A 24,233-nucleotide genomic window follows, 5' to 3' on the forward strand; every position below is an offset into this window, starting at 1 on the left:
GAAAAATCCAGAAATGCGGAAACAAACATTGCGGTTTTCCAGTTTGAAGGCGGCAAAGTCAAAGAGAGGAAATACCAATGTTGACGAAAATGATCGCAGTATGTGCCCTTTCGATCGGCATGGCGACGGCAGCCATGGCGCAGCAATCGGGCTCCGGCGCAGCCGGCACGAGTGGTTCAAGCAGCGGCAGCGGCGCTGGCGCCAACTCGCAGAACGGAGCGACCCCCAGCGGAAATGGAGGTGGGAGCAATACGACCGGAACCACTGGTACTCCGAATTCCAATGGTCAGTCGCAAGATTGCAACGCCATGAAAACCGGCAAGAATACCGCGCAAGGTACTGATACACAAAGCAGCAGCCAGTCGAGCGATAGCACATCGAGCAGCAATTGCCCGCAGTGACGGCGGCTGATGAAACGTGAAAACACTATCTGAATTTCACGAACTCCGCTTGTCACCGGCATTCACAAGGTGGATCGCCGGCGGCAGGCGGATCATTCGAGGAGCAGAATCATGATGAACAGTGCTCAAGAGCTTGCCGAGGAATATCTGAGGCTTGGCGGCAAAAGACTGCTGGTGATGGATGACAACATCCTATCGACAAACAGCTGGGAGGCCGATCCCCTCGAAGCGGAAGCCTTCTGGAAAAAGGAGATCGAGAGCCTCCCGCCTAAGCGGCGCAGCGAAGTCATGTCGTTCCTGCCTTCGATCAACGTCACGTAAGGATCGACCGGCATTGGACTTTTCTATATCGCCCCTTACGCGGCAGGCGAGCGCAGCAGGAACATGAAAAGAACTGGAACTATCCGCATCGGTATTTCAGGCTGGACTTACGCTCCCTGGCGGGGTGTTTTCTACCCGAAGGGCGTGCCGCAGAAAGGCGAACTCGCTTACGCCTCCTCGCAATTCCCATCTATCGAAATCAATGGCACTTTCTATAGCCTTCAAACTCCCGAGACTTTTGCGCGGTGGCGGGATGCGACGCCGGATGATTTCGTCTTCGCGATCAAAGGTTCCCGCTACATAACCCATCTGCGCCGGCTTCGCGATGTCGAGGTGCCGCTTGCCAATTTCATGGCATCCGGCGTGCTGCGCCTGGGAGCAAAACTCGGCCCCATCCTATGGCAATTCCCCCCACGACTGCGCTTCGACCCGGCGCTATTTTCCGCTTTCATAAAAATGCTGCCGAAAGATACAGATGAAGCCGCGCATCTGGCCAGGCGGCATGACGAGCGGGTGAACGGCCGCGATTGGCTGCGGGCGGGAGAAAAGATACCCCTCCGCCATGCCTTCGAAATTCGCAACGAGAGCTTCGTGAACGCGGACTTCATCGAACTCTTGAGGGAACACCAGATCGGGCTCGTCTGCGCAGATACCGTGGAATGGCCATTGCTCATGGATGTCACGGCAGATTTCTTCTATTGCCGCCTGCACGGCTCGGAGGAGCTATATGTCAGCGGATATGACGACGAGGCTCTGGAGGTCTGGGCAGAACGCATCGACGACTGGGCGCACGGACGCGAACCGACCAGGGCCAACCGTGTCGTGGAGCCGCTGAAACAGCCACAGCCTGGCCGCGACGTCTACGTCTATTTCGACAATGATGCGAAGGTACGGGCGCCAGCCGACGCGCGGCGGTTAAACGAGCGTCTCGGACTCGCCTCACAAAAGGAGAGTCCTGCGCCTGCCACGAAGCTGCGGCCTCGCCGGCGCGACATCCCGAAGTCCGGGCCACATCACCGGCTTGCGTAATCAACTGAGCCCATTTATTCGAGCTGACCCCATGCCGGATTCCAATTCACGCCTTCCGACAATTCGACGTAAATGGGCCGCATAACGTCACCGGACATTTTGTTGCGGGCCGCCCGGAAAGCGGCGTGGGGCTCCATCTCTTCACCTGGAAAGATGGTATCATCGTCTCCGGGCGGCGTGACCTCGCGCAGGAATCCCCGGATCTGATCGCCGGAATGATAGAACTTGACGGCGATAGAACCCGGCGCGACGGCGTTCTCGCGATATCGGTGATAGATTTCCACGTTACACCTCCTGACCTCGATGGCCTCTCGGGCCGGGCAATGCCTTGCCATTCCAAGAAGGCCACGCATTTCGTCCGCATGCACCCGGCCGATCCGTGACAATCCAAACCGTCCTCCTCCGCCTTGGTTCCCCACCCGAATGGGAATTAGAGGGGTCAGCTTTTCACGGAATCTCTGAACCGCTCCGGCTCTTTGTTTCACGTAATTCCGGGAAAACCGCTGGGCCCTTTTCCTGGAATTGCTTTAGGCCGCGCGGCCAAGCCGGGCGATTGGACGCATAAGAAATCTTCAGCCTAATTCAGCGTGAGGCTGGATCGGCGGTCTGATCAGAGGCATTTGCAAGTAGCTGCAGCAGATCTGCTTGATCTGACGGCGGTTGCCCGCTAGGTTGCCGCGGCAATCAAACGCAAAGAAATGGGGATGTCATGCCAACTGGCACGGTTAAGTTTTTCAACACAGACAAGGGCTTCGGCTTTATCACGCCGGAAAGCGGCGGACCTGATGTTTTCGTTCACGTCTCCGCCCTGCAATATGGCAACGTGCTTCGGGAGGGACAGTCCGTTTCCTACGATCTCGGCCAGGATCGGAAGACAGGCAAGAGCAAGGCGGAAAACGTCAGACCGCTCTGACGATTATAAACCTGTCACTACCCGGCATCTCGGGTAGTGCACTCGGTCGCCACAGGAATCCATGCAGGTGCCTGCCGACGACCCGCCCAATCCATCTTCAGCCGAGACGGCGATTTGCGTCGCCCGATCGCCCTCACAAAAAAGCGGTTACGGCCATGCCGATCACGGCCGCTAACATTGTGGCACAGGCAATCCAGCCAAGCGCTTTCAGCCAACCTCGGATAACAAACTGCTTCATGACGTCGCGATTGGTGGCGATCAACATCAGGATCACCATAACGGGAACTGCGACGACACCGTTGATGACGGCGCTCCAGAACAGGGCCTTCATCGGCGGGATGGGCGTAAAATTCAGCAGCATGCCCACCACCGTCGCCAGGCTCACCGTCGTATAGAAAGCCTTTGCCTCGCTCGGCTCGCGCGACAGCCCGACTTTCCATCGCGCTGCCTCCCCGACGGCATATGCGGCCGACCCGGCGAGAACGGGCACAGCGAGAAGGCCTGTTCCGATGATCCCTGTGGCAAAAACGACCTTGGCAAACTGTCCGGCCAGCGGCTCGATCGCCTTCGCTGCATCGACGGAACTTTCGATACTCGTCGCGCCGGCCTTGTTAAGCGTGGCTGCTGTCGTCATGATGATCGCGAGCGCGACAATGTTGGATGCGGCCATGCCGATGAGGGTATCCAGCGTGATGCGAGTGTCCGCCCTTTTCGCTTCCTGAGGGTGTTTCACGAGTGGTTCCTGCTCAGGCTTCTCCTTCAGGTCTTCGGCCTCCTGGGACGCCTGCCAGAAAAACAGATAGGGGCTGATCGTCGTTCCGAAGATCGCGACGATCATGGACCAGTAATTCGGATCAGCCTTGAAGGTCGGCAGCAGCAGCCCGCGGGTGAAGGCAGACCAATCGATATGCACCACGAACAGGGTCGCGATGTAGGACAAAAGCGCCAAGCTCAGCCATTTCAGAACGGCAACATAACGTTTGTATTTGAGAAGGACCTGCAGAAGGATGCAAATGATGCCGAAGGCCGCAACGTAAATCAACGAACTGCCGCTCAGCAGCAAATGTGCGGCATCACCCATCGCACCGAGATCGGCGCCGAGATTGATGACATTGGCAATCAGGAGCGGAAAAGTGACGCTTATCCCCACCCATGGGGGATAACACTTCGCCATGCTGCCCGCCAGACCTCGTCCCGTGGTCCGGCCGATGCGCGCGCTGATCATCTGCACGGCAGTCATCAGCGGATAGGTCAGGAGCAGGGTCCAACTTGCGATGTAACCGAATTGTGCTCCGGCCTGCGAATAGGTCGCGATACCGCTGGGATCGTCGTCCGAGGCGCCGGTGACCAGACCAGGCCCCAGGATTTCAAATATCCTCGGCTTTGACGGTTCGACAACCTCGCTTTTGTCATCCATCTGATACTCGCTCATGACCGCCTCCCAGCAGAAACCGGCACCGCGCATCATCATTGCTGCCGGTGCGAATGAATCGCGTTTGCAGGCGTTTTGTTCCCAAGAAGCAGATTGCCGGAATGGAGTTTGCCGAGTTTTAGTCGCCGCGGGATGATGAAACTCTAAACCGCTCTATCTTTGTTTTCACGCAATTCCGGACGCCCTGCCCTCAGCCCTCTTCGGCTGCGCGAACCGCTTGGTGCACACGCTCGGCAAGCCGGTTACAGATTTTGCATAGGCAGACATCGCGATCGCCGCGCCGGATGGAAACGGCATCCTTTTCGCTCAGGCGCAGCATCCTTCCTTTGTGCAGGCGGCGAATGGCAGAATCCCCTCCGATTCCGCGCTCAGCAAAAGACATGCGCAGCATCCGGATCGAACTCCAGATGCACAGTGTCGCCGCGGCTCAAGCCCGAGATCGCTTCATGGCCGAAGGGCAGCCGCACGGACAGGGTCTCGCCGGCTGCGATCCGGGTCGTCACATGCACGTTATTGCCGAGGAAGGTGATATCGTTGACCGTGGCGCTGAGGCCGTTGCTGCCGCCCGCCTTGCGTCCGAGCCGGATGCGCTCCGGCCGCAGCATCAATGCCGCTTTGCCGCCCGATGTCGGACGGCCGTGCACCGGAATGCTGTCGAAAACAGTCTTGTCGCCGAGCGAGATCGTCGCCTGGCCATCGTCCGAGGAAAGCAGATGACAGGAGATGAAATCGCTATCGCCGATGAACTCGGCGACGAAGCGGGTTTTGGGATTGGCGTAGAGTTCCGGGCCGGTTCCGATCTGGTCGATGACGCCCTTGGAGAAAACGGCGATGCGATCTGAGAGCCGCAGCGCCTCCTCCTGATCGTGGGTCACGTAGAGGATCGTAACTTCCGTCTGCTGGTGAATGCGACGGATCTCATGTTGGATCTCTTCACGTAGCTTCTTGTCGAGCGCCGATAGCGGCTCGTCCATCAAAAGCACCGGCGGATCATAGGCAAGCGCCCGCGCAAGAGCGACGCGCTGCTGCTGGCCGCCCGACATCTGCGCCGGCTTGCGATCCTCGAAGCCTTCCAGGCGGACGAGACGCAGCATTTCCTTGACCCGGCTGTCGATCTCGGCCCTGGACTTGCGGCGGACCTTCAGCGGAAAAGCGATGTTCTCTCCAACGGTCAGATGCGGAAACAGCGTGTAGCGCTGGAACACCATGCCGATATTGCGCTTATGCGACGGCGTCGACAGCAGCGTCTCGCCGTTCAGCAGGATATCGCCCTTGGTCGGGCTCTCGAAGCCGGCGAGGATATAAAGCGTCGTGCTCTTGCCTGAGCCGGATGGGCCAAGGAAGGTCAGAAACTCGCCGCGCTTGACCTCGAGATTGACATCGTGGACCGCGACCACGGGGCCGTATTCCTTGCGGATGCCTTGGATCTTCAGGAAGGATTCACTCATGATCTCAGAACCTTGCGTATGATCGCGGCCAGCGTCATCAACATGACCGTCAACAGAATGAGAAGCGTGGAGGCAGCGGCGACCACTGGCGTCAGGTCCTGCCGGAGCGTTGCCCAGACCTTGACGGGTAAGGTCTGCAGCGTCGGGCTCGCCATGAAGATCGCCACGACCACTTCGTCCCAGGACGTCAGGAACGAGAAGACGGCGGCCGAAAACAGCCCATGACTGATCGCCGGCAGCGTCACCCTGATCTTCGCCTCGAGCGGAGAGGCGCCGCAAAGCACGGCCGCATCCTCGATCGACTTGTCGAAGCCTTCGAGCGCGCCGGAGATCGACAGGATGGAAAAGGGCAGCGCCAGGACGAGGTGAGAGAGGACGAAGCCTATCAAGGTGCCCCCAAGCCCGATCCTGAGAAAAAAGGCATAAAGCGCCACGGCGAAGACAACGACGGGTAAGATCATCGGCGTCAGGAACAGCGCCTTCAGCGCGTCGCGAAACAGAAACTTTCCGCGCACGAGGCCGAAGGAGGTCACCAGGCCGAGGAGCACCGAAAGCACGGTGACGATCGCGGCGATCTTGAAGCTCGTCCAGGCGGAAGCCAGCCATTGCGGATCGGAAAGCAGCTCCGCATACCAGCGCCACGTCCAGCCCGGCGGCGGAAAGATCAGCCATTGAGACGAGCCGAACGACAAGGCGGCAATGAACAGGATCGGCATCAAAAGGAAGGCCGATGTCAGGACCGTGATGACGAGCAGCACGTATTTCCACCAGCCGAGGCGATCGAAATTGAGCAGCATCTCAGCGCCCTCCCGCGTTCTGCACGCCGAAAAGCTTCAGTTGCACGGCATAGAGCATCAGAGTGACGGCGAGCAGGACGAAGGCGGCAGCCCCGCCCATGCCCCAATTGACCAGGGATTGCACGAACTGCGCAATGAGCTCGGCCAGCATCATGTTGGCCGTACCGCCCAGGAGCGAGGGCGTGACATAGTAACCGAGCGACATGACAAACACCATCAAGGCACCGGCCATCATGCCGGGGGCGGCGAGCGGCAACAGGACGCGGGTGAGGCACTGAGATCGGCTTGCACCGCAGAGTGCCGCCGCCTGCAGCACGGCCGGGTCGATCTTCCTGATCACGCCGTAAAGCGGCAGGATGATGAAAGGCAGCATGATATAGGTCATGCCGATCGTGACGCCGGTGAGATTGTTGACCAGCGCGAGCGGCTTGTCGATCAAACCCATGCCGACCAGTATCTTGTTGATCAATCCCGTGCGCTGCAAAAGCACCATCCAGGCATAGGTGCGCGCAAGCAGATTGGTCCACATCGACAGAAGCAGGATCGCAAAGATCAGCGAAGCCCATCGTGAAGGCATGATCGCCAGGGTCCAGGCGACGGGAAAGCCGATCAAAAGCGATATGACGGTGACGACGCCCGATACGATGAAGGTGTTGGCGAAAATCTTCAGATAGGTTGCAGAACCCAGCAACTCGGCATAATTGCCAAGCCCGAATGCCGGCTCCATCACGCTGCGCAACAGCAGCGCGATGACGGGAAATATGAAAAAGATCGCTACAAAGGCGAGAGCCGGCGCCACCTGGGCAAACCCCGTGGGCTGCGCCGCCTTGCGCGCCGGTGCTGCCTCGTCCGCAACGTCCATATATGTCGACATGGCAATTCCTTCCCACCGGGGCGCTGCCGGCAACCATGGCTGCCGAAAGGGCCACACCTCGCATTGCCGCACCGCGGGCCGAGACCCGCGGTGGCCTAGTTATCTCCAGCGCCTATTTTGCCTGCCAGGCGTACCATCTCTTGCCGATCTCATCGCGGTTTGCGGCCCAGTAGTTCATGTCGGCATTGACCTGGCTCGCCGTCTGCTGATCCGGCAAAGTCTTCGCCGTGTCGGGATCCATCAGCTTTGCGGAGTCGAGATTGATGGGCGCATATCCGGTGGCCTTCGCCAGATCGGCTTGAGGCTGCGCCGAGGTCGCGAGCGCGATGAATTTCATCGCCGTTTCCAGGTTCGGCGCACCCTTGGGGATGACAAGGGAATCCGCCGCCGTGATGTTCTGGCTCCAGGAAGTCTCCGTCTTGACGCCGCTATTGGCAAGCGCCGTCATGCGGCCGTTCCAGAGACTGCCGAAGGGCGCCTCCGCGGATGCCAGCAGCTGCTGCGACTGCGCGCCGCTCGACCACCAGACGATATCCGACTTGATCATATCGAGTTTCTTGAAGGCGCGGTCGAGATCGAGCGGATAGAGCTTGTCGGCGGGAACGCCGTCGGCCAGCAATGCCGCTTCGATGACGCCCGGCGCGGACCATTTGTAGAAGGTACGCTTGCCGGGAAACTTCTTGGTGTCGAAGAGATCGGCCCAGGTCTTCGGGCAGGCGCTGACAGCATCGGCATTGCAGCCGATGACGAAGGAATAATAGAAGCTACCGACCGAGTAGTCGCTGACGAAACGCGGGTCGAGCCTGGACTTGTCGATGACGGAGAAATCCAGCTTTTCGAGCAGGCCGTCCTTGCCGGCTTGCGCGGCATAATCGCCCTCCACATCGACGACGTCCCAGCCGACCTGGCCGGCTTCAACCATCGCTTTCAGCTTGCCGTAATCGGTCGGGCCGTCCTGCATGACGCCGATGCCGGTCTTTGCCGTGAATGGGTTCGCCCAGGCAACCTTCTGCGCATCCTGCGTCGTTCCTCCCCAGCTCGTGAAGACCATGGTATCGGCCTTGGCAGGCATGGATGCGGCCATCATTGCGGCAAAGGCCGCGAGTGCAATTCTTGCTTTCATGTTCCCTTGTCCTTGTTTTTCAGTTTTTGGAGGCATGCCTTACGCAGCCGCCCGTTCATCCCAAGGGGGAGAAACCGGCGGGCTTCATAATCTTGTTTTCCGCTTGTTCGATCAGGTCGCGGATTTTGGGCAGGAAAGCCTCCCACTCGGGGTCGGCGGCCAGCCGCCCCCGCCGCGCCTCGCGATCGTCGAGGCTCGAATAGGCCCAGATGTGCACGATCTCGTTGATCACACCGATTTCCGAGAAGAAGTAGCCGACGAGATTGCCGAGATGCGCCTTCTGGATGGCAATTCCTTCCTCTTCGACAGCCTTCAGATATTGCGGAATCGTGCCGTTCTTCAGCCGGTAGGTGCGGATCTCATAAAACATCGGCCTCACCTCATGACGAAGGGATCGGGGATCGGATCATCCGACGTGCGCAGCCAAATGGTCTTGGTGCGGGTATAGTCGAGAGCCGCCGCAAGCCCGCCTTCCCTGCCATGACCGGAAAGTCCGAAGCCGCCGAACGGCGCGATCGGCGATACGGCGCGATAGGTGTTGACCCAGACGACACCGGCGCGGATGCCCTTCATCAGGCGATGAGCGCGCGTGAGGTTCTGCGTGAACACACCGGATGCCAGTCCGTAGCGCGTATCGTTTGCCAATCTCAGAGCTTCGGCTTCCGTCTCAAAGGAGACCACGGACAGGACCGGCCCGAAGAATTCCTCGGCCAATGAAGGCGAGGAGACGCCATCGCAATCGAGGATCGTCGGCGGGAAGTAATAGCCCGCACCTTCAGGCCTTTGGCCACCCGTCACAAGCCTAGCCCCGCTTTCAATGGATTTCTCAACGAGCGCGGCCACATGATCCTGTTGTCTCTTGGTGGCAAGGGGACCGACCTCGGTTGCCATGTCGAGCGGTGAGCCGATGCGGATTGCTTCGGCCTTGCGCTTGAGGATCGACAGGAAGGCGTCCTTGACGCCGGCTTCGACGATCAGGCGGGAGCCGGCAACGCAGCTTTGGCCCGTCGCTGCGAAAATGCCGGCAACTTGGGCATTGGCCGCACTTTCGAGATCGGCATCGGCAAAGACGATGAAGGGCGATTTGCCCCCTAATTCCAGGGAGGTCGAGGCAAGGTTCTCGGCCGAGTTGCGGATAACGTGGCGTGCCGTCTCCGGTCCGCCGGTAAAGGCGATATGCGCGACCTTCGGATGCCGCCCGAGGGCCGCGCCGCAGGACGGGCCGAACCCGGTGATGATGTTGACGACGCCGGCTGGAAAACCGGCTTCATGAACCAGACGCGCGAATTCCAGTAGTGGCGCCGGCCCATCTTCCGAAGCCTTGACGACCGTGGTGCAGCCGGCGGCGAGCGCCGGGCCGATCTTGACCGCCGAGAGGAAAAGCTGACTGTTCCAGGGCACGACCATGGCGACGACGCCGACCGGCTCGCGGCGCAGCCAGACATCCATGTCCTGCTTGTCGATCGGCAGATAGGAGCCCTCGATCTTGTCGGCGATACCGGCATAGTAGCGATAATAGTCGGCGACATAGACGATCTGCGCAGAAGTTTCGCGGATGATCTTGCCGGTGTCGCGCGTTTCCAGTTCGGCCAGTTTTTGCGCATTGGCCGCAACGAGATCTGCGAGCCTGTACAGAAGCTTGCCGCGCTGCGTCGCCGTCATCTTCGCCCAGGGACCATCGTAAAGCGCCCTCTCGGCAGCATCGACGGCGCGGTCGACATCGGCCTCCCGCGCTTCCGGCATGTCTGCCCAGACGTCGCCGGTCGCGGGATCGATACTCTGGAAGCGGGCTTCCCCCTCCAGAAACTCGCCGTCGATATAATACTGGAAGCGATGCATGGCGTTTACTCCGCAAATGCCGGCATGACCTCGGCGATGAAGCGTTCGAGCGAAGCCTTCTTGCGCTCGAAGGACATGCCTGTGTCGATCCAGAAGGAATATTCGTCGTAGCCCATCGCCTCATAAGTCTTTAACCGGGCAATCACAGTCGACGCGTCTCCGACGACGTTATTGCTGCGCATGACCGCATCCGACAGCATGGCATTGGCGCGAATATCTTCTTCGGAAATGTGCTCGATCAGCCCCTGATGGACCGGCTTCTCGTTCTTGAACCAGGCGAAAAAGTAATTGTAATAGACGCTGAGCTCGTGGGCGGCCCGAGCAATGTCGTCCTCGGACGAGCCGACATAGGTATGGCGCAGGAGCATGATCTTCGGCCGCTCGATATGCGGGTTCTTGGCGCAGGCATCGTTGAAACGGCCCATCAGCGCCTCGACCTCGTCATCGCCCTGCCAAAGCGGCGTCACCTGAACATTGCAGCCATTAGCGACGGCAAATTCATGCGAATTCGGATCGCGCGCCGCAACCCAGATCGGCGGGTTCGGCTGCTGCAGCGGCTTCGGCGCCGAGGTCGTCGAGGGGAATTTGAAGAACTCGCCATCATGGGCGTAGTCCCCCTGCCAAATGCCTTTGACGGCGGGGATCAGCTCGCGCATGCGCTGGCCGGCACCCCAGGCGTCGAGACCCGGCAGCAGCCGTTCATATTCGAAGGAATAGGCGCCGCGGGCGATGCCGATATCGAGCCTGCCGTCGCAGATGATGTCGGCCATGGCCGCTTCGCCGGCGAGCTTGATCGGATGCCAGAAGGGCGCGATCACCGTTCCCGTGCCGAGCCTCGCCCGCGATGTCCGCCGCGCCAGATCGGCGATGGTCACGAAGGGATTAGGCGCGATGGTGAAATCCATCCCATGATGCTCGCCCGTCCAGATCGCGTGCATGCCGCCCTTGTCAGCGATCTCGCACAGCGCGACGAATTCTTCATAGAGGCTCTTATGCGTCTGGCTCGCATCGAGGCGTTCCATATGAACGAAGAGAGAGAATTTCATGCCTGCACCGCCTTCCCGGAAACCGGCCGCACCATGCCGGAGGTCTCGTCGCCAAAATAGACCCCGAAATTGCCGATCTGGCTTTCCAGCGCGAAGCGAGCGACGATATCGGCCGTCGAACTGGTCTTGAAATGCGCCGCCTTCAATGCATCCGGCTTGAGGAACCTACCCTCGCGCGGCTCACCTGGCGAGGCAAAGGCGCGATAAACGATATGATGCTTGCCGTCGCTCTTGCCTTCATAGACCGAGTAGAGAAAGCCGACCGTGACTGAAAGACCGGTCAGCGCCTGCAGGTAATGGCCAAGAATGTCGGCGGGGCTTCCTTCGCTGCCCACGCAATTCGGAAGAGCAAGAACCTCGTCCCCAAGCAACAGGATTTCGCCATCGCGCTCCACGACCGCGCCCAACTCGATATTGCCTTCCGCAGCTGCAGAGACCGCCTTGCTTGCCAGGATCGGCGTGAAATAGCCGCCGCGTGCATAGCCGAGCCCATTGCGGCCGCTATTGTCGAACGAAACGATACGCCCCAGCAGGACAACATGGTCGCCGGCCTCGATCACTTCGCTCATGGCGCATTCGAACCAGGCGGCGACATCGGCAAGGATCGGGCAGCCATCCGCACCCGAATTCCACTCGACGGCGGCGAACCTGTCTTCGACAGGCCGCGCAAAGGTGTTGGAAACGGCCTTTTGCGTCTCCGACAGCACATTGATGGCAAAGTGCTTCGCACTCGTCATAGCCGCAAAATTGCGCGAGGTCTTTGCAAGGCAGACAAGAAGGAGCGGTGGATCGAGCGAGACCGAGGTAAAGGAATTGGCCGTAAAACCAATGGGCAGGCCGGCTTGATCCCGCGCGGTCACGACCGTCACACCGGTCGGGAATGCGCCGAAGGCGTCGCGCAGCGCCCTTGGGCCGAAATCTTGCGTCGTCATCTTGCGTCCTCCCCGCATGAAAGCCACTCGGTGAGCAGCTCGTTGACGATGTCCGGTGCCGTCAGGTTCACCATGTGGCGATGACCCTCGACGATCCGCGCCCAGCCTCTGGGTGCAGCAGTAGCCATCTGCTCCGCCATCAGCGGTGTCGAGTTCGGATCGTCTGACCCGGTCAGGAACAGTGCAGGCGCGCTGACATCGGGCCAGCGATCTGCATAGGTCTCGTCGCCGCCGGCGAAAGCCGCATAGGCGGTGGCATAGCCTTGCGGATCGACAAGGCTCAGCCAGTTGCGCGTAAGCTCCCGTGCCGCCGCGCTTTGCGCGTCGTCGCCAAACCAGCGCAGCAGCGGGCCTTCCTTGTCGACGCCGACAAGCGGTATGGCCGCGGCACGGGCAAGCACGGCCGCCTTGGCCTCGCGGTCGCGACGATAGACGCCGTTGAGATAGGCGACCCGCTTGATCCGCTCACCGAAAGTGGCAGCAGCCCCACCGGCAATCAGCGCGCCCATCGAGTGGCCGGCAACATTGACCTCGCCAAGCGCCATCTCATCAAGAAAGCCACCAAACCAGGCGACGAAGGCTTCCAATTTGCTGCCGGAGGGCAGGGCTGCGCTTTCGCCATGCCCCGGCATATCGACGGCAACGATCCGATGACTGCGGGAGAAGGCCGCGATCTGCGGCGCCCAGGCTTCAAGCCGCATGCCGACGCCATGAATCAGAACCAGCGGCTCGCCTTCGCCGACGTCATGATAGGCGGTGCCACGCGCCGTGTGCTTGCGGAGCAAGCCTCCCATATTCAGATGATCGGCTTTTTTCTGGTCCATGGTTTCCATCGCCGGCATCCAGAATCCGATCTCTTATACGCCCGCCGGATTCGAGACGTCCTGTCCCAGATCCTTCAGATCCTGATAGCGATCGCCGATGCGATGGTGCGGCCGTCCGCCGACAGAGGCGCCGAGCGCCACGACGATCTCGTCGGCGGCAGGTGCATCGGGGACCGAGGTCTGGATCGTCAGATAATGCGAACGGCGGCCCTCGTCATTCTTGTCCATCAGCGGGATCATGATCGGCGCATTAGCCGGTCCGCGCGTGTTGCAGAAAGCGAGATAGGATTTGGCGCCGACGGCATGACGATAGTGATTGCCGAACCGCAGGGTATGGATCAGCGCGGAGGCATGTTCGATCTCGCCATCCAGACCGACGACCGCCGATTTGCCATAGGCCTCGACCGCATCGCCCGATCCGACCGCATCGATGATCATCTTGGTGAGCAATTCACCGAGAACAGGTGCGGCGGCATGAATCTCGGGCTTCAGATCCGCGACGAAGCCGCGACCGGCCCAGGGGTTTTTAACGATCGCACATGCCGAGAAGAGCTTCAGCGGCGTGGCCGCTGCCTTGCCCCCTTCGACAAGCGTCGTTTCGATCTGCAGGACGGTTTTTCGGATCTGAAGGCTCATGGCTCGCTCTCATCTAACATTAAGTATGATGGTATGCCATAATACCAAACTGTCAAGCTGCTTTGAGCAACCGGATGAAAAAGTTCTGCCGGGCACTAGAAAAGCTTTAAATACTAGGAGCTTATGAATAGACAGCGAGAAGCAATCGCGAAGGCCATGCTTGTTAGCCGCGCACATCAGCAACGGCCGCTGCGTTTTTGAATTCCTTATTATGGTATGCCGGCACCTTCAAAGTGGAAGGACGTCAATCCGCATCGTCAGCCAAACGACAATTTGATGAAGCAGGACGCGCATCGACATTGTGCGGCATCATGAACCGGCCCGCATCCTCCAGGGGAAATCCGCCGGCTTTACCCCTGGCGAACGATGGCGCCTATTGCATTGACCACGATGCGCGCGGCGGTCAGGGCCGAAAGACCCTCGATGTCGGCGGGCGGATAGAGCTCCACCAGATCGAAGCCCGCGATTTTTGCCCGCTTGCCGAGGCCGGCAATCAGGTCGATGACCTGTGTGTAGGTGAGGCCGCCGGGTGTCCGCGCCGCCACACCCGGCATGATGCTGGGATCGATGCTGTCGCAATCCAGCGTGACGATGACCCGAGCTCCCTCGGGAATATGCCGAAGGGCAGCCTCGACTCCTTGAGCGTGGATCTCACGGGCAGCGACAAAGCGGCTGCCATAGCCTTGTGCTTCCTTAACGTCCGAAGGGCGGGCGCTGCCGACGCTTCGCAAGCCCACCTGCACCATTCCGGCCACACGCGGCATCTCGCTTGCCCGGCGCATCGGGCTCGAATAACCATAACGCTCGCCCTGCAGCTCATCACGCCAGTCGATATGGGCGTCGATCTGCAAGATCCAGACAGGCTCCTCATCGGCAAAACCGGCGACGAAAGGGATCGTCACGGAACAGTCGCCGCCAAGCAGAACCGGCACGGCGGACAATGCCAGGACCTCCCGCGTCTTCGCCTCGATCCGCTCCCGGTTACCGACATTGTCATGCATGACGGTCTCGATGTTCCCCACGTCGACGCAGGAGATAGGCTTCCCGGCGAACAGCGGACCGCCGAGATCGAAATCCCAATGTTCGACAAGTGCTGCATCACCCTGGCTGGCAGCGCGGATGGCTCCCGCCGACAGGGCATAGCCGCTGCTGTCCTTGCCGGGATAGGTACTGCCGTGACCAGCGCCGAAGATCACGACGCGCGGCCGGCGACCATCCTCAAGGCGGTCCGAAAAGCCGAGAAAGGAAGAGGAAGCTGTCATCTTCGTGGCCCTAGCGAGAAATCAATCGATCGGCTGCCGCCCCGAAAGCACGGCCTGCGCGATGGCGCTTGCGCTGGTGACATGGTCCATCGCCGCCTGATAAGCCCCCTCGCCGTCGCCACGCCGGATCGCGTCCACGATGCGCGCCATCTGCGCCGGACCCTGGACGTCGCGATTCTCCGTCTTGATCGTCATGGAGCGCAGGTGATTGATGCGCACGGTCAGAAGATTGACCACGCCCCAGGCCACATGGCGGTCGACCATACTGAACAGCGTCTGATAGAAGGACGATGTATGGGCCAGCACGCCAGCCATGTCCTTCTCGCGGTAGCTCCGCTTTATATCTTCCAGCGATTTGTCCAGGGCATCGGCAATCGCGGGATTGTTCTGCTCGGCACAGAGCCGCGCCGCCATACCTTCGAGTGCGGCGCGAATTTCGTAGATCTGCTTGGCTTCGTCGTGATTGAGCTGCGCGACGATCGGCCCTTTGTTCGGAAGATTGGCAACGAGACCTTCGGACTCGAGATGGCGCAGGACCTCGCGCACGATCGTACGGCTGACGCCGAGCTGGGCGCAGAGATCACGTTCGACCAAGCGGTCACCGGGGCGAAAATAGCCGCTGACGATTGCCTCGCGCACCTTGTCGAGGGCAAGCTCACGCAGCGTCTTTGCCGGACGCTCTACGCGAATCGCGGCGCTATGCGCATTATCATTCATTTCTGGGCCTCGATCTTCGGATGCCATAATATGGCCTACCAAAATCCTTCATTGTGGAAATGAAGTCAATGCAGCAGAGCACACCTCTCAACAAGGCGGCTCCTGGATGTCCAAGTGCTCTTTCAGCACCTTCCAGCCTTTTGGCGTGGCATCAACGGGGCGCGACGGCGGCGAGCACCTTATGCGGCCCTCTGCAAAGAGGAGTAAGGTAAACGATGCCCCCTTCGGTTTCCGCCACCAGCCGCCCGCCGGCCAGCAGCTTTCGAGACGCGAACTGGCCGTCTGCGCCGTCACGCCGGCGGCGTAGGCGAGCTCGCCGACCGGTCACGCGCGGCCATCAAGGAGCACGGGCAGGCATCTTGCCATGCCGCATGGCAGCAGCAAGGAGCAAAAGCGCTTTCACTTCAGAGCGATGACACTTATCGTATCGGATACGGCGGGATCGCCGGCTGATTTGAGGATAGGACAATGGGCATGCTTCTTTCTCCCGAACTCACGGTCTGCGGCATCGAGGAGCTGCCCGATCAGCGCGTGCGAAACGTCACCCATGTGCTTTCTCTTCTCGATCCGGAATATCCCGAGCTCGAGGTCTTCCATTCCTATGCCAGACATCATCGCATGACGCTTCGTTTTCACGATATCATCGCCACGGCTCCAGGGCGGGTCATGCCCAAGCCGGAACATATCGAAGCGATCTTTAAATTCGGCTCCGAGTTTCAGGCGCAACAGGATCCGGAGGGGTCGAGCCACCTGCTGGTGCATTGCCATATGGGCGTATCGCGCTCCACCGCTGCCATGCTGTCATTGATGGCGCAGGCAAACCCCGATGAATCCGGCGAGAGCCTGTTTGCCCGTCTGGCAGTCATCCGCCCGCAGGCCTGGCCGAACTCCCAGATGATCGGTTTTGCAGACGAACAGCTCGGCCGGAAGGGGGAGTTGAACGCGGCACTTGCCCGTCATTATGGCCGGCAGATCAAGGGGCGGCCTGACTTTGTCGACTGGATGACGCATCTCGGACGTCAGGCGGAACTCGATATGGCAATTCCGGCGTAAAGGTATGCCTCTGGCCTGAAGAGGGTCCGTCTGCACGAAAGAGCTCCATTATTGCATCCTCCCCGGCCGTGACAGTTCCCTGACAGGAATCGATGTCACCTTGGCTGCAATCTGTAGAGGACAGAGACGGTCGGCTCATGAGCCGGCCAGCCATCAGGAGGATATATCATGAAAACCGCGCTCGGCCTCGATTAGCGCCCATCATCCGGCATCCGCCGCCGGTCATCACCAGCCAATCACATCCTATTCACCGGCCTTCCATCAGGAAAGCCGCGCCGCTTGTGCATGTCTCAAATTTCGGCAGGCCAGCGGCGATCAAGATCATGCAGCAATCAACGGGAGGATTCAAAATGTCACTGCTATTCAAAAAACTCGGCATCGCAGCCGCAATAGCGATCGGTATCAACAGCATAGCCTTTGCGGCGAGCGAAGATCTGATCGCGGCCGCAAAGAAGGAAGGCGTGATCGCCATCTATGCCGCAACCGATCTGTCGCAGGCCCAGGCCCTGCTCGATGCCTTCACCAGGAAATATCCGGGTATTCGCATTGATTACAACGATATCGGCACCAACGGCGTCTATAACCGCATCATTTCCGAAGCCGCGGCCGGCCAGGTCGGAGGCGATCTCGTCTGGACCTCGGCGATGGACCAGACAGTCAAGCTCGCCGCCGACGGCTATCTCGCCTCCTATGCCTCGACGGAAATCGGCGCGCTGCCAAGCTGGGCCGTTTATGACAAGACGGTCTACGCCACGACGCTCGAGCCGATCGGCATGATCTATAATAAGGTCGCCCTGAAGGAAGACGAGGTCCCGCGGACGCGGGCGGCGCTGATCGAGTTCCTCGGCAAGGCCAATGTTGCCGGCAAGGTCGCCACCTTCGATCCGGAAAAGTCCGGCGTCGGTTTCATGATCCAGACGAATGATTCCAAACAGCGTAGCGATTACTGGGATCTGGTTTCGGCCTTCGGCACGGCCAAGGGCAAGACCTATTCCTCGACCGGCTCCATGCGCGAAACGGTGGTTTCGGGCGAGAACGTGATCGCCTTCAACCTCATCGGCTCCTATGCGCTCGATTGGGTCAAGAGCGCTTCCAATCTCGGCGTTGCCTTCGGCCAGGATTATACGCCGGCCTTCTCGCGTGTCGCCGCCGTCATCAAGAACGCGCCGCACCCCAATGCCTCGCAGCTCTTCCTTGATTTCATGCTGTCCCAGGAAGGTCAGAACGCCATTGCCTCGAAGGGCATGCCATCGCTGCGCACGGATGTCGACCAGGGATACAATATCAACACCATCAACGAGCTGGTCGGCGGCAACCTCAAGCCCATCGCACTCGATGATTCGCGCCTAGAATTCATGGATCCCATGAAGCGCCTCGACTTCCTCAAGAAGTGGCGCGCCTCGGTGAAGAGCTGACGCGACGCCCCACCGCCTGAGAGCATTCCCGCGGCCCGAACGGAAGCGGGAATGCTCCGAACCAACAGCCATCGAGAAGGAGGCACGCCGATGTCGGCACCGTCGACGCCTGTATCGACCCTGTCTCACGCCGGGCGACCAGCGGCTCATGCGAGCCCAACATTTACCCCGATCCCGCACCCAGCCAATGCCCTCGGCTTCAGGCGTATCGTCATCGGCCTGCTTGCCGTCGTCGTGCTGGCGCCGATCGCCCTGATTATCTACCAGAGCCTGCTCGACGGGCCGTTCTTCGCGCCGAAGAGCAAGCTTTCCATCGAGGCCTATCGCTATATCCTGACCGACGAAATGTTCTACGACGCGCTCTGGAACACGGTCATCATGGCAGTCGGCATGGTGGCGATTGCGGTGCCGCTCGGCGCCGCGCTCTCCTTCCTGCTGACACGAACGGACGTCAAGTTCCGCAAGGCGCTCGAAGTCGTCGTTCTTGTGCCGATGTTCATTTCGGCGATCGTGCTTGCCTTCGGCTACACCGTCGCCGTCGGCCCGGCCGGCTTTCTCACCATGCTGTCGCGCGACCTCTTCGGATCGGCGCCATGGAACCTCTACTCGCTGACCGGGATCGTTATCGTCACAGGCCTCGCCCATGTGCCGCACGTCTATCTCTATGTTTCGGCGGCCATGCGCAACCTGCCCTCCGATCTGGAGGAGGCAGCACGCTCGATGGGATCGCCGATCTGGCGGGTCTGCCTGGACGTAACGCTGCCCATGGTCCTGCCGGCGCTGGTCTTTGCCACCGCGCTGAACCTTCTGATCGGCTTCGAGATGTTCGGCGTCCCCTACGTTCTCGGCGATCCGAGCGGCATCATCGTTCTGACGACCTATGTCTACAAGCTCACGACGCTGTTCGGCGTGCCAACCTATCAGCTGATGGCCGTCGTCGTCGTCCTGCTCGTGCTACTCACATTGCCGCTCGTCTGGTATCAGCGCCGCCTGTTGCGCCATAGCCGTCGCTATGCCGCCCTGGGAGGCAAGGGGCCGCGGACAACCGTGATGCGACTGGGTCCGCCCGGCCAGATCATCGCCCTTTCCTTCATCGGCTTCTGGCTGTTCGTCTCGGTGGTATTGCCGATCGGCGGCATCGTGCTGCGTGCCTTCGTCGATGCCTGGGGCCAGGGTGTCAATCCGCTGGCGCATCTGACCATTGCCCATTTCGCAACGCTCATGGAAGTACCGACGCTGTTTCGCGGCATCGTCAACACCGTCGTCCTTTCGGTCGTCGGTGGAGCGGCAGCGGTCGCGATCTATCTTCTGATCGGGCTTGCGGGACACCGCCACAGGGGCCTCTCCAATACCGTGCTCGACTATATGGTACTGCTGCCGCGCGCCATGCCGAGCCTCATCATCGGCCTGGCCTTCTTCTGGCTGTTCCTGTTCGTGCCCTTCCTCATTCCGCTCAGAACGACGCTGATCAGCCTCTTTGCCGCCTATGTGATCGTCGGCCTTTCCTATGGGCTACGCCTGCTGCAGGGCACGCTGATCCAGGTCAGCCCCGAGCTGGAAGAGGCCGCGCGCACCACGGGTGCCACCATGGGCCGGAGCTGGCGCGACATCGTCATCCCGATCATCCGGCCGGGTCTCGTCGGCGCCTGGGCACTGATTATGATCGTGTTTCTACGTGACTACGCCACCGGCATCTATCTGATGAGCGCCGGTACCGAGGTCATCGGTTCGCTTATGATGGCGCAGCTCCAGTCAGGCGCCATGGATACGATCGCAGCCCTCGCCTTTGTCAGCATCCTTCTTACCGGCGGCGGTCTTGCCCTCGCCCTTCGTCTCGGAGCCAAGATCCATGACTGATCTCATCGTGCAAAACGTGCATAAGTACCTCGGTGGTCTGCATATCCTTCAGGGCGCCTCGTTTACCGCCAATCGCGGATCGATCGTTTCGCTGCTGGGAGCCTCAGGCAGCGGCAAGACGACTTTGCTGCGCTGCATCGCCGGTCTCGAACAGCCCGAGGTCGGTCAGATCAAGATCGGCGGCTCGGTGGTCTTCGATGGCGACAAGCGGCTGACCGTTGCGCCCGAAAACCGCAATATCGGACTGGTCTTCCAATCCTATGCCCTGTGGCCACACCGCTCCGTCGCGGAAAATGTCGCCTATGGCCTGAAGCTCAGGGGCGTCAACAAGACCGATGCGGAAAAGCGCGTCCTCGACACGCTCGGCAAGATCGGCCTCGGCCACCTTGCCGAACGTTATCCGGATCAGCTTTCCGGCGGCCAGCAGCAGCGTGTCGCCATCTGCCGCGCGCTTGTCTACGAACCGAAGATCCTGCTCATGGACGAGCCGCTGTCCAACCTGGATGCTAAGCTGCGCGAAGAAGCCCGCTACTGGATCCGCAAGCTCGTTCTCGATCTCGGCATTTGCGGCGTTCTCGTCACGCATGATCAGGCCGAAGCGCTGGCGGCTTCCGACAATATCCTGCTCCTGCGCAACGGGAAGGTTGCGCAGGAAGGCCCGCCCCAGGATATCTATTCGAAGCCCTCGAGCTTCTACGTTGCCGATTTTCTCGGTGCGAACAACGTTGCCTCCGGGCGCATCAAACGCGATGGCGCTATCGCCAGCATCCATGGTAGCAACTGGCAGCTCGATGGCGTGATGATGGGGGACGGAGCGGAAAGTGAAGGCAAGGCCGTCATTCGCGTCGAGCAGGTGGCCGTTTACGACCAGCTGGCACCCGGCCGCATCGAGATGCAGCTGGAGGCATGCCTGTTCCTCGGCGACCGCTGGGAATACCGCCTGTCCTACGGTGACTTCAAGGCCAAGGCATTCGGCCCGAAACTGATGGCGGCAGGCACGGTCTGGGCCGAGATACCGCGGGAGAGCGTTTGGCTTTACCCGGAAGCGGCATAAGGCAATATGAAAGCGGTTCGGCGTTCCATCAAGAGCCGAACCGCTGACGAAAGGGAGGAACTTTGCGTCTGCAATTCACAAGCGTCGGGGCGGGCCAGCGCCATGCGCATTCTGCTCGTTGAGGATACGCAGGATGTCGGCGAAGCCATCTGCCGGCGCTTCCAGACGACCGGCCACACAGTCGACTGGCAGACCGATGGCGCCGCCGCGGCTGAGATTCTCGCCTTCACGGACTATGATCTCGTCATCCTCGACGTGATGCTGCCCGGTCTTAGCGGCTTCGAAATTCTCAAGGGATTGCGGCGTGCCCGCGTAACCACGCCGGTTCTCATGTTGACCGCACGCTCCGAGGTCGATGATCGCGTCGGCGCCCTAGACCTCGGTGCCGACGATTATCTCGTCAAGCCCTTCGACTTTCGCGAGCTTGAAGCCCGCGCCCGGGTGCTGTTACGTAGGCGCAGCGGTGACGCGACCAATCTCGTCACCTGCGGCGACGTCGTGCTTGATCGCACCAGCCGCTCGGTGAAGGTCGGCAAGCGCGAGGTGCAGCTGAAGCGCAGGGAGATGACGCTGCTGGAAATCTTTGCTTCGCGGCCGGGACGCGTGTTCAGCAAGCAGGAGCTGCTCGATCAGCTTTACGGCTTCGACGAAGCCGTCAGCGCCAATGCGATCGAGCTCTATGTCGGACGGCTGCGCAAGAAGCTTGAAGGGGCGAAGGCGCGCATCGTCACGCTGCACGGCATCGGCTATCAGCTGGTCTCCGATGACGATTGAACGTTCGCTTTTTGGCCGACTGACGGTCGTCATCTGCGTTCTGCTGATGGGCGGAGCGGCGGTGCTGGTGACGACAAGCTGGTATTCGGCGCGCACGGCGGCCGACGACGCCTATGACCGCCTGCTGGTCGGCGCTGCGCTGCAGATCGCCGATGGCCTTGCCGTCCAGGAGGGGGAGCTCATTGTCGATTTGCGGGCATCCGCATTCGAGATGCTCGGGCTTGCCGATCGCGATCGCATCTTCTACCGCATCCTCGATCCGTCCGGAAAGACGCTCACCGGTCACCGCGATCTGGAGACGGACATCGACCTTGCCACGGTTCGTCGCGAGCCGATCCTAAGCTCCGGTCTCTACAAGGGTGAAGCCGTGCGTATCGCCGTCGTCGGGCGGGCCCTCTCGGATCCGGCGGCGTCCGGCTGGGCGCATGTGATCCTCGCCCAGACCGTCGAAGCGCGCCGGGGGCTCACACATGAGCTGACGCTTGGAGCCGCGATTACCATCGTCATCATGTGCTTTCTCGCACTCGTCGTCATGATCCTCTCGATCCGCCAGGCGCTGCGCCCGGTCGATCAACTGGGCGGAGCGCTGCGTCGGCGAGATCCGCAGGATCTGACGCCGCTTTCGGTAGCGGTGCCGCGCGAGCTTCGTCCCTTTGTCGGCTCCATCAATCATTTCATGGGCCGCCTCAACGAGCGTGTGGTCCTGTTGCAGCGCTTCATCGCGGATGCGGCACACCAGATCCGGACGCCGTTGACCGCGCTCAACGCGCAGCTCGATCTCTTGAACAACGGCAGGCTGGACGAGGCGGACAGGCAGCATCTCGGGCGCGTGCAGCAGCGTGCCGACGAATTGGCAAGACTGACCAACCAGTTGCTGAGCCATGCCATGGTCATTCATCGTGCCGAGTCCGTGCAGCTCGAACCCCTCGACCTCAACGAAATCGCCAGGCGGGCCTTTCGCGTGGCCGTGCCGATCACCGTCGATCCCGATATCGTCGTCTCCTTTGAGGAGGCCGATGTCGAGCTTGCCGTCGTCGGCGATCCGGTCAGTCTGCGCGAGGCGATCGTCAACGTCATTGACAATGCGCTTCGCCACGGGACCCTTTCCAAGCTGGAGGTGCGCGTACGGGATGCCGGCTCCCTTGCCCATGTCGAGGTCGAAGATGACGGGCCTGGCATTCCCGCCGAAGAATGGTCGCGCGTCACGCAGCGTTTCCAGACATCGAAAGCCGGTAAGGGAAGTGCGGGACTTGGACTTGGCTTTGCCATCGCCTCCGAAGTTGCGGCTGCGCATGGGGGTGCGCTGCAGTTTCGCGCCAAGGGTGATACGCACGGCTTCACCGTCATCCTCGCTCTTCCGCGTATTCACAGGGAGGGAAAATGAAACCTCGGCTCTTCTTTGCGCACTGGGCAGGGTTTGCAGCCTTCGCTCTCGCACCGGCCATGGCAATGGCCGTTGAAGGCACGTCAAGGCTCTTCCCGGCGATCAATGGCGAGACGGCCCGCTTATCGATCCACGGCGCTGCCGATCTCCAGGCCATGGAGCCGTTGATCCGGGATTTTCAGGAGCTGGCACCGGATATTGCGGTCGACTATTCCGATTATGTCACGAACGAGTTGTATCGGAGGGCGAGCGCCGCCTGCGAGCAGAACACACCGCTCGGCGATCTATGGCTTTCCTCTTCGCTCGATCAGCTCGTCAGTCTGGCCAATAATGGCTGCGCCCTGGCCTATCATTCGTCGGAAACCGCCCAGGTGCCCAAGTGGGCCAATTGGCGTGACGAGGTCTTCGGCTTCACCTTCGAGCCGGCGGTCTTCGTCTACAATGCGCGCTACGTGCCGGAGAGCCAGGTTCCACGCACTCGCGCCGAGCTTGCCGAACTCCTGCGGCGCAGGCGTGATTATTATCGGGGCCGTGTCGGAACATTCGACATCAGAACATCCGGTGTCGGCTACCTCCTCGCCTTCAGCGACGCGCGCCAAGCGACCGCGACCTATGGCCGCCTTCTCGAAAGCATGAGCCGCGCCGACGTGAAGGTCAGCTGCTGCACCGGAACCATCCTTCAGGAAATCGCCAGTGGGCGGATCTATCTCGCCTATAACATGATCGGGTCCTATTCCTATGCGGCGGCCAAAGCCAATCCGGATATGAAGGTCGTCATCCCGCGCGACTATACGCTGATCCTGAGCCGCGGCGTGCTGGTACCGAAGACATCGCAGCGGCCGGACCTCGCGCGACGCTTTCTCGATTATCTTCTCTCCAAGCGAGGCCAGGACGTGGCGCGGCGCAAGGCCTTCTTCTTCGCCGAGAAAGGCGAGATCCCGGAAGGGGTCGACGGTCCTTCGACCCTCGGCGAATTGAGCTTCGTTCAGCCGATCCGCATCGGTCCGGCACTGCTTGCCGCGCAGGACGAGGCGCAACGTCGTCGCTTCATAGACGACTGGAGCCGCTCGATGCTGAGTCAGCCGGCATCATCGCCGTGAGC

At 60.6% G+C, this 24,233-nt stretch carries 25 protein-coding genes; 11 read left to right on the top strand and 14 right to left on the bottom strand.

Features of this window, described 5'->3' with window-relative positions:
• Window positions 1-77: 77 nt before the first annotated feature.
• The 3 genes from C7U61_RS19350 (at window position 78) to C7U61_RS05570 (ending at window position 1,751) form a co-directional block, all read left to right on the top strand.
• Window positions 78-401 carry a hypothetical protein gene (locus C7U61_RS19350; protein ID WP_112423048.1) on the top strand — a complete coding sequence of 108 codons (324 nt, stop codon included), beginning with the start codon at window positions 78-80 and terminating at the stop codon, window positions 399-401.
• 111 nt (window positions 402-512) lie between these two features.
• Entirely contained in the window at window positions 513-722 is a 210-nt protein-coding gene (locus C7U61_RS05565) for a hypothetical protein (protein ID WP_106997163.1), read from the top strand.
• Window positions 723-785: 63 nt separating this feature from the next.
• Window positions 786-1,751, top strand: coding sequence for a DUF72 domain-containing protein (locus C7U61_RS05570; RefSeq protein ID WP_106997164.1), 966 nt, complete (start codon window positions 786-788; stop codon window positions 1,749-1,751).
• A gap of 14 nt (window positions 1,752-1,765) precedes the next feature.
• On the opposite strand, the gene C7U61_RS05575 is transcribed toward C7U61_RS05570, so the two are convergent.
• On the bottom strand, window positions 1,766-2,137 hold the full coding sequence (locus C7U61_RS05575) for a hypothetical protein (RefSeq protein WP_245410749.1): 372 nt from the start codon (window positions 2,135-2,137) through the stop codon (window positions 1,766-1,768).
• Between the two features lie 323 nt (window positions 2,138-2,460).
• Between C7U61_RS05575 and C7U61_RS05580 the strand changes: the two genes are divergently transcribed.
• The gene (locus tag C7U61_RS05580; protein ID WP_047631453.1) at window positions 2,461-2,664 is read left to right on the top strand and encodes a cold-shock protein; all 204 of its coding nucleotides are present in this window, start codon (window positions 2,461-2,463) and stop codon (window positions 2,662-2,664) included.
• 133 nt (window positions 2,665-2,797) lie between these two features.
• On the opposite strand, the gene C7U61_RS05585 is transcribed toward C7U61_RS05580, so the two are convergent.
• From C7U61_RS05585 to C7U61_RS05645, 13 genes are all read right to left on the bottom strand, one after another.
• Complete coding sequence (locus C7U61_RS05585; RefSeq protein WP_245410750.1) at window positions 2,798-4,096, bottom strand: divalent metal cation transporter; 1,299 nt, start codon at window positions 4,094-4,096, stop codon at window positions 2,798-2,800.
• Between the two features lie 368 nt (window positions 4,097-4,464).
• The gene (locus tag C7U61_RS05590) at window positions 4,465-5,544 is read right to left on the bottom strand and encodes an ABC transporter ATP-binding protein (RefSeq protein ID WP_106997166.1); all 1,080 of its coding nucleotides are present in this window, start codon (window positions 5,542-5,544) and stop codon (window positions 4,465-4,467) included.
• Window positions 5,541-6,341, bottom strand: coding sequence for an ABC transporter permease (locus tag C7U61_RS05595; protein WP_106997167.1), 801 nt, complete (start codon window positions 6,339-6,341; stop codon window positions 5,541-5,543). The genes C7U61_RS05590 and C7U61_RS05595 overlap by 4 nt, the downstream gene beginning before the upstream one ends.
• Before the next feature lies 1 nt (window position 6,342).
• Window positions 6,343-7,215 (bottom strand): ABC transporter permease, encoded by an 873-nt coding sequence (locus tag C7U61_RS05600; RefSeq protein ID WP_106997168.1) that lies wholly within the window; start codon window positions 7,213-7,215, stop codon window positions 6,343-6,345.
• Between the two features lie 112 nt (window positions 7,216-7,327).
• Window positions 7,328-8,338 carry an ABC transporter substrate-binding protein gene (locus tag C7U61_RS05605; protein WP_106997169.1) on the bottom strand — a complete coding sequence of 337 codons (1,011 nt, stop codon included), beginning with the start codon at window positions 8,336-8,338 and terminating at the stop codon, window positions 7,328-7,330.
• 55 nt (window positions 8,339-8,393) lie between these two features.
• Entirely contained in the window at window positions 8,394-8,708 is a 315-nt protein-coding gene (locus C7U61_RS05610; RefSeq protein WP_106997170.1) for an NIPSNAP family protein, read from the bottom strand.
• Window positions 8,709-8,713: 5 nt separating this feature from the next.
• Entirely contained in the window at window positions 8,714-10,177 is a 1,464-nt protein-coding gene (locus C7U61_RS05615; protein ID WP_106997171.1) for an aldehyde dehydrogenase, read from the bottom strand.
• A gap of 5 nt (window positions 10,178-10,182) precedes the next feature.
• Entirely contained in the window at window positions 10,183-11,223 is a 1,041-nt protein-coding gene (locus C7U61_RS05620; RefSeq protein WP_106997172.1) for an LLM class flavin-dependent oxidoreductase, read from the bottom strand.
• Window positions 11,220-12,155 carry a flavin reductase family protein gene (locus C7U61_RS05625; protein WP_106997173.1) on the bottom strand — a complete coding sequence of 312 codons (936 nt, stop codon included), beginning with the start codon at window positions 12,153-12,155 and terminating at the stop codon, window positions 11,220-11,222. Before C7U61_RS05625 ends, C7U61_RS05620 begins: the two co-directional genes overlap by 4 nt.
• Window positions 12,152-12,979 carry an alpha/beta hydrolase gene (locus C7U61_RS05630; protein ID WP_245410751.1) on the bottom strand — a complete coding sequence of 276 codons (828 nt, stop codon included), beginning with the start codon at window positions 12,977-12,979 and terminating at the stop codon, window positions 12,152-12,154. Before C7U61_RS05630 ends, C7U61_RS05625 begins: the two co-directional genes overlap by 4 nt.
• Before the next feature lie 33 nt (window positions 12,980-13,012).
• Entirely contained in the window at window positions 13,013-13,615 is a 603-nt protein-coding gene (locus C7U61_RS05635) for an amino acid synthesis family protein (protein WP_106997175.1), read from the bottom strand.
• A gap of 350 nt (window positions 13,616-13,965) precedes the next feature.
• Complete coding sequence (locus C7U61_RS05640) at window positions 13,966-14,877, bottom strand: agmatinase (protein ID WP_106997176.1); 912 nt, start codon at window positions 14,875-14,877, stop codon at window positions 13,966-13,968.
• 21 nt (window positions 14,878-14,898) lie between these two features.
• Complete coding sequence (locus C7U61_RS05645) at window positions 14,899-15,594, bottom strand: GntR family transcriptional regulator (RefSeq protein WP_106997177.1); 696 nt, start codon at window positions 15,592-15,594, stop codon at window positions 14,899-14,901.
• A 468-nt stretch (window positions 15,595-16,062) separates the two neighbouring features.
• On the opposite strand from C7U61_RS05645, the gene C7U61_RS05650 reads away from it, so the two are divergent.
• From C7U61_RS05650 to C7U61_RS05680, 7 genes are all read left to right on the top strand, one after another.
• Window positions 16,063-16,647, top strand: a complete 585-nt coding sequence (locus tag C7U61_RS05650; RefSeq protein WP_106997178.1) for a protein-tyrosine-phosphatase — start codon at window positions 16,063-16,065, stop codon at window positions 16,645-16,647.
• 350 nt (window positions 16,648-16,997) lie between these two features.
• Window positions 16,998-18,062, top strand: coding sequence for an ABC transporter substrate-binding protein (locus C7U61_RS05655; RefSeq protein WP_106997219.1), 1,065 nt, complete (start codon window positions 16,998-17,000; stop codon window positions 18,060-18,062).
• Between the two features lie 90 nt (window positions 18,063-18,152).
• Window positions 18,153-19,919 carry an iron ABC transporter permease gene (locus tag C7U61_RS05660; RefSeq protein WP_181315802.1) on the top strand — a complete coding sequence of 589 codons (1,767 nt, stop codon included), beginning with the start codon at window positions 18,153-18,155 and terminating at the stop codon, window positions 19,917-19,919.
• Complete coding sequence (locus tag C7U61_RS05665) at window positions 19,912-20,973, top strand: ABC transporter ATP-binding protein (protein ID WP_106997180.1); 1,062 nt, start codon at window positions 19,912-19,914, stop codon at window positions 20,971-20,973. Before C7U61_RS05660 ends, C7U61_RS05665 begins: the two co-directional genes overlap by 8 nt.
• Before the next feature lie 102 nt (window positions 20,974-21,075).
• A complete protein-coding gene (locus tag C7U61_RS05670; protein ID WP_106997181.1) occupies window positions 21,076-21,747 on the top strand; it encodes a response regulator transcription factor in 672 nt (223 codons plus the stop codon).
• On the top strand, window positions 21,737-23,131 hold the full coding sequence (locus C7U61_RS05675) for a sensor histidine kinase (RefSeq protein WP_106997182.1): 1,395 nt from the start codon (window positions 21,737-21,739) through the stop codon (window positions 23,129-23,131). Before C7U61_RS05670 ends, C7U61_RS05675 begins: the two co-directional genes overlap by 11 nt.
• A complete protein-coding gene (locus tag C7U61_RS05680) occupies window positions 23,128-24,231 on the top strand; it encodes an ABC transporter substrate-binding protein (protein ID WP_106997183.1) in 1,104 nt (367 codons plus the stop codon). The genes C7U61_RS05675 and C7U61_RS05680 overlap by 4 nt, the downstream gene beginning before the upstream one ends.
• Window positions 24,232-24,233 lie beyond the last annotated feature (2 nt).

Origin of the sequence: Rhizobium sp. JAB6 (genome assembly GCF_003024605.1) — a bacterium.
Lineage (GTDB): Bacteria > Pseudomonadota > Alphaproteobacteria > Rhizobiales > Rhizobiaceae > Rhizobium.

Coding starts and splice junctions, on each gene's coding strand:
- C7U61_RS05640 (WP_106997176.1), bottom strand. CDS start 14,877: ATGACAGCTTCCTCTTCCTTTCTCGGCTTTTCGGACCGCCTTGAGGAT.
- C7U61_RS05655 (WP_106997219.1), top strand. CDS start 16,998: ATGTCACTGCTATTCAAAAAACTCGGCATCGCAGCCGCAATAGCGATC.
- C7U61_RS05585 (WP_245410750.1), bottom strand. CDS start 4,096: ATGAGCGAGTATCAGATGGATGACAAAAGCGAGGTTGTCGAACCGTCA.
- C7U61_RS05650 (WP_106997178.1), top strand. CDS start 16,063: ATGGGCATGCTTCTTTCTCCCGAACTCACGGTCTGCGGCATCGAGGAG.
- C7U61_RS05630 (WP_245410751.1), bottom strand. CDS start 12,979: ATGGACCAGAAAAAAGCCGATCATCTGAATATGGGAGGCTTGCTCCGC.
- C7U61_RS05675 (WP_106997182.1), top strand. CDS start 21,737: ATGACGATTGAACGTTCGCTTTTTGGCCGACTGACGGTCGTCATCTGC.
- C7U61_RS05625 (WP_106997173.1), bottom strand. CDS start 12,155: ATGACGACGCAAGATTTCGGCCCAAGGGCGCTGCGCGACGCCTTCGGC.
- C7U61_RS05570 (WP_106997164.1), top strand. CDS start 786: ATGAAAAGAACTGGAACTATCCGCATCGGTATTTCAGGCTGGACTTAC.
- C7U61_RS05665 (WP_106997180.1), top strand. CDS start 19,912: ATGACTGATCTCATCGTGCAAAACGTGCATAAGTACCTCGGTGGTCTG.
- C7U61_RS05680 (WP_106997183.1), top strand. CDS start 23,128: ATGAAACCTCGGCTCTTCTTTGCGCACTGGGCAGGGTTTGCAGCCTTC.
- C7U61_RS05660 (WP_181315802.1), top strand. CDS start 18,153: ATGTCGGCACCGTCGACGCCTGTATCGACCCTGTCTCACGCCGGGCGA.
- C7U61_RS05620 (WP_106997172.1), bottom strand. CDS start 11,223: ATGAAATTCTCTCTCTTCGTTCATATGGAACGCCTCGATGCGAGCCAG.
- C7U61_RS05670 (WP_106997181.1), top strand. CDS start 21,076: ATGCGCATTCTGCTCGTTGAGGATACGCAGGATGTCGGCGAAGCCATC.
- C7U61_RS05595 (WP_106997167.1), bottom strand. CDS start 6,341: ATGCTGCTCAATTTCGATCGCCTCGGCTGGTGGAAATACGTGCTGCTC.
- C7U61_RS05605 (WP_106997169.1), bottom strand. CDS start 8,338: ATGAAAGCAAGAATTGCACTCGCGGCCTTTGCCGCAATGATGGCCGCA.
- C7U61_RS05645 (WP_106997177.1), bottom strand. CDS start 15,594: ATGAATGATAATGCGCATAGCGCCGCGATTCGCGTAGAGCGTCCGGCA.
- C7U61_RS05635 (WP_106997175.1), bottom strand. CDS start 13,615: ATGAGCCTTCAGATCCGAAAAACCGTCCTGCAGATCGAAACGACGCTT.
- C7U61_RS05615 (WP_106997171.1), bottom strand. CDS start 10,177: ATGCATCGCTTCCAGTATTATATCGACGGCGAGTTTCTGGAGGGGGAA.
- C7U61_RS05565 (WP_106997163.1), top strand. CDS start 513: ATGATGAACAGTGCTCAAGAGCTTGCCGAGGAATATCTGAGGCTTGGC.
- C7U61_RS05610 (WP_106997170.1), bottom strand. CDS start 8,708: ATGTTTTATGAGATCCGCACCTACCGGCTGAAGAACGGCACGATTCCG.
- C7U61_RS19350 (WP_112423048.1), top strand. CDS start 78: ATGTTGACGAAAATGATCGCAGTATGTGCCCTTTCGATCGGCATGGCG.
- C7U61_RS05590 (WP_106997166.1), bottom strand. CDS start 5,544: ATGAGTGAATCCTTCCTGAAGATCCAAGGCATCCGCAAGGAATACGGC.
- C7U61_RS05600 (WP_106997168.1), bottom strand. CDS start 7,215: ATGTCGACATATATGGACGTTGCGGACGAGGCAGCACCGGCGCGCAAG.
- C7U61_RS05580 (WP_047631453.1), top strand. CDS start 2,461: ATGCCAACTGGCACGGTTAAGTTTTTCAACACAGACAAGGGCTTCGGC.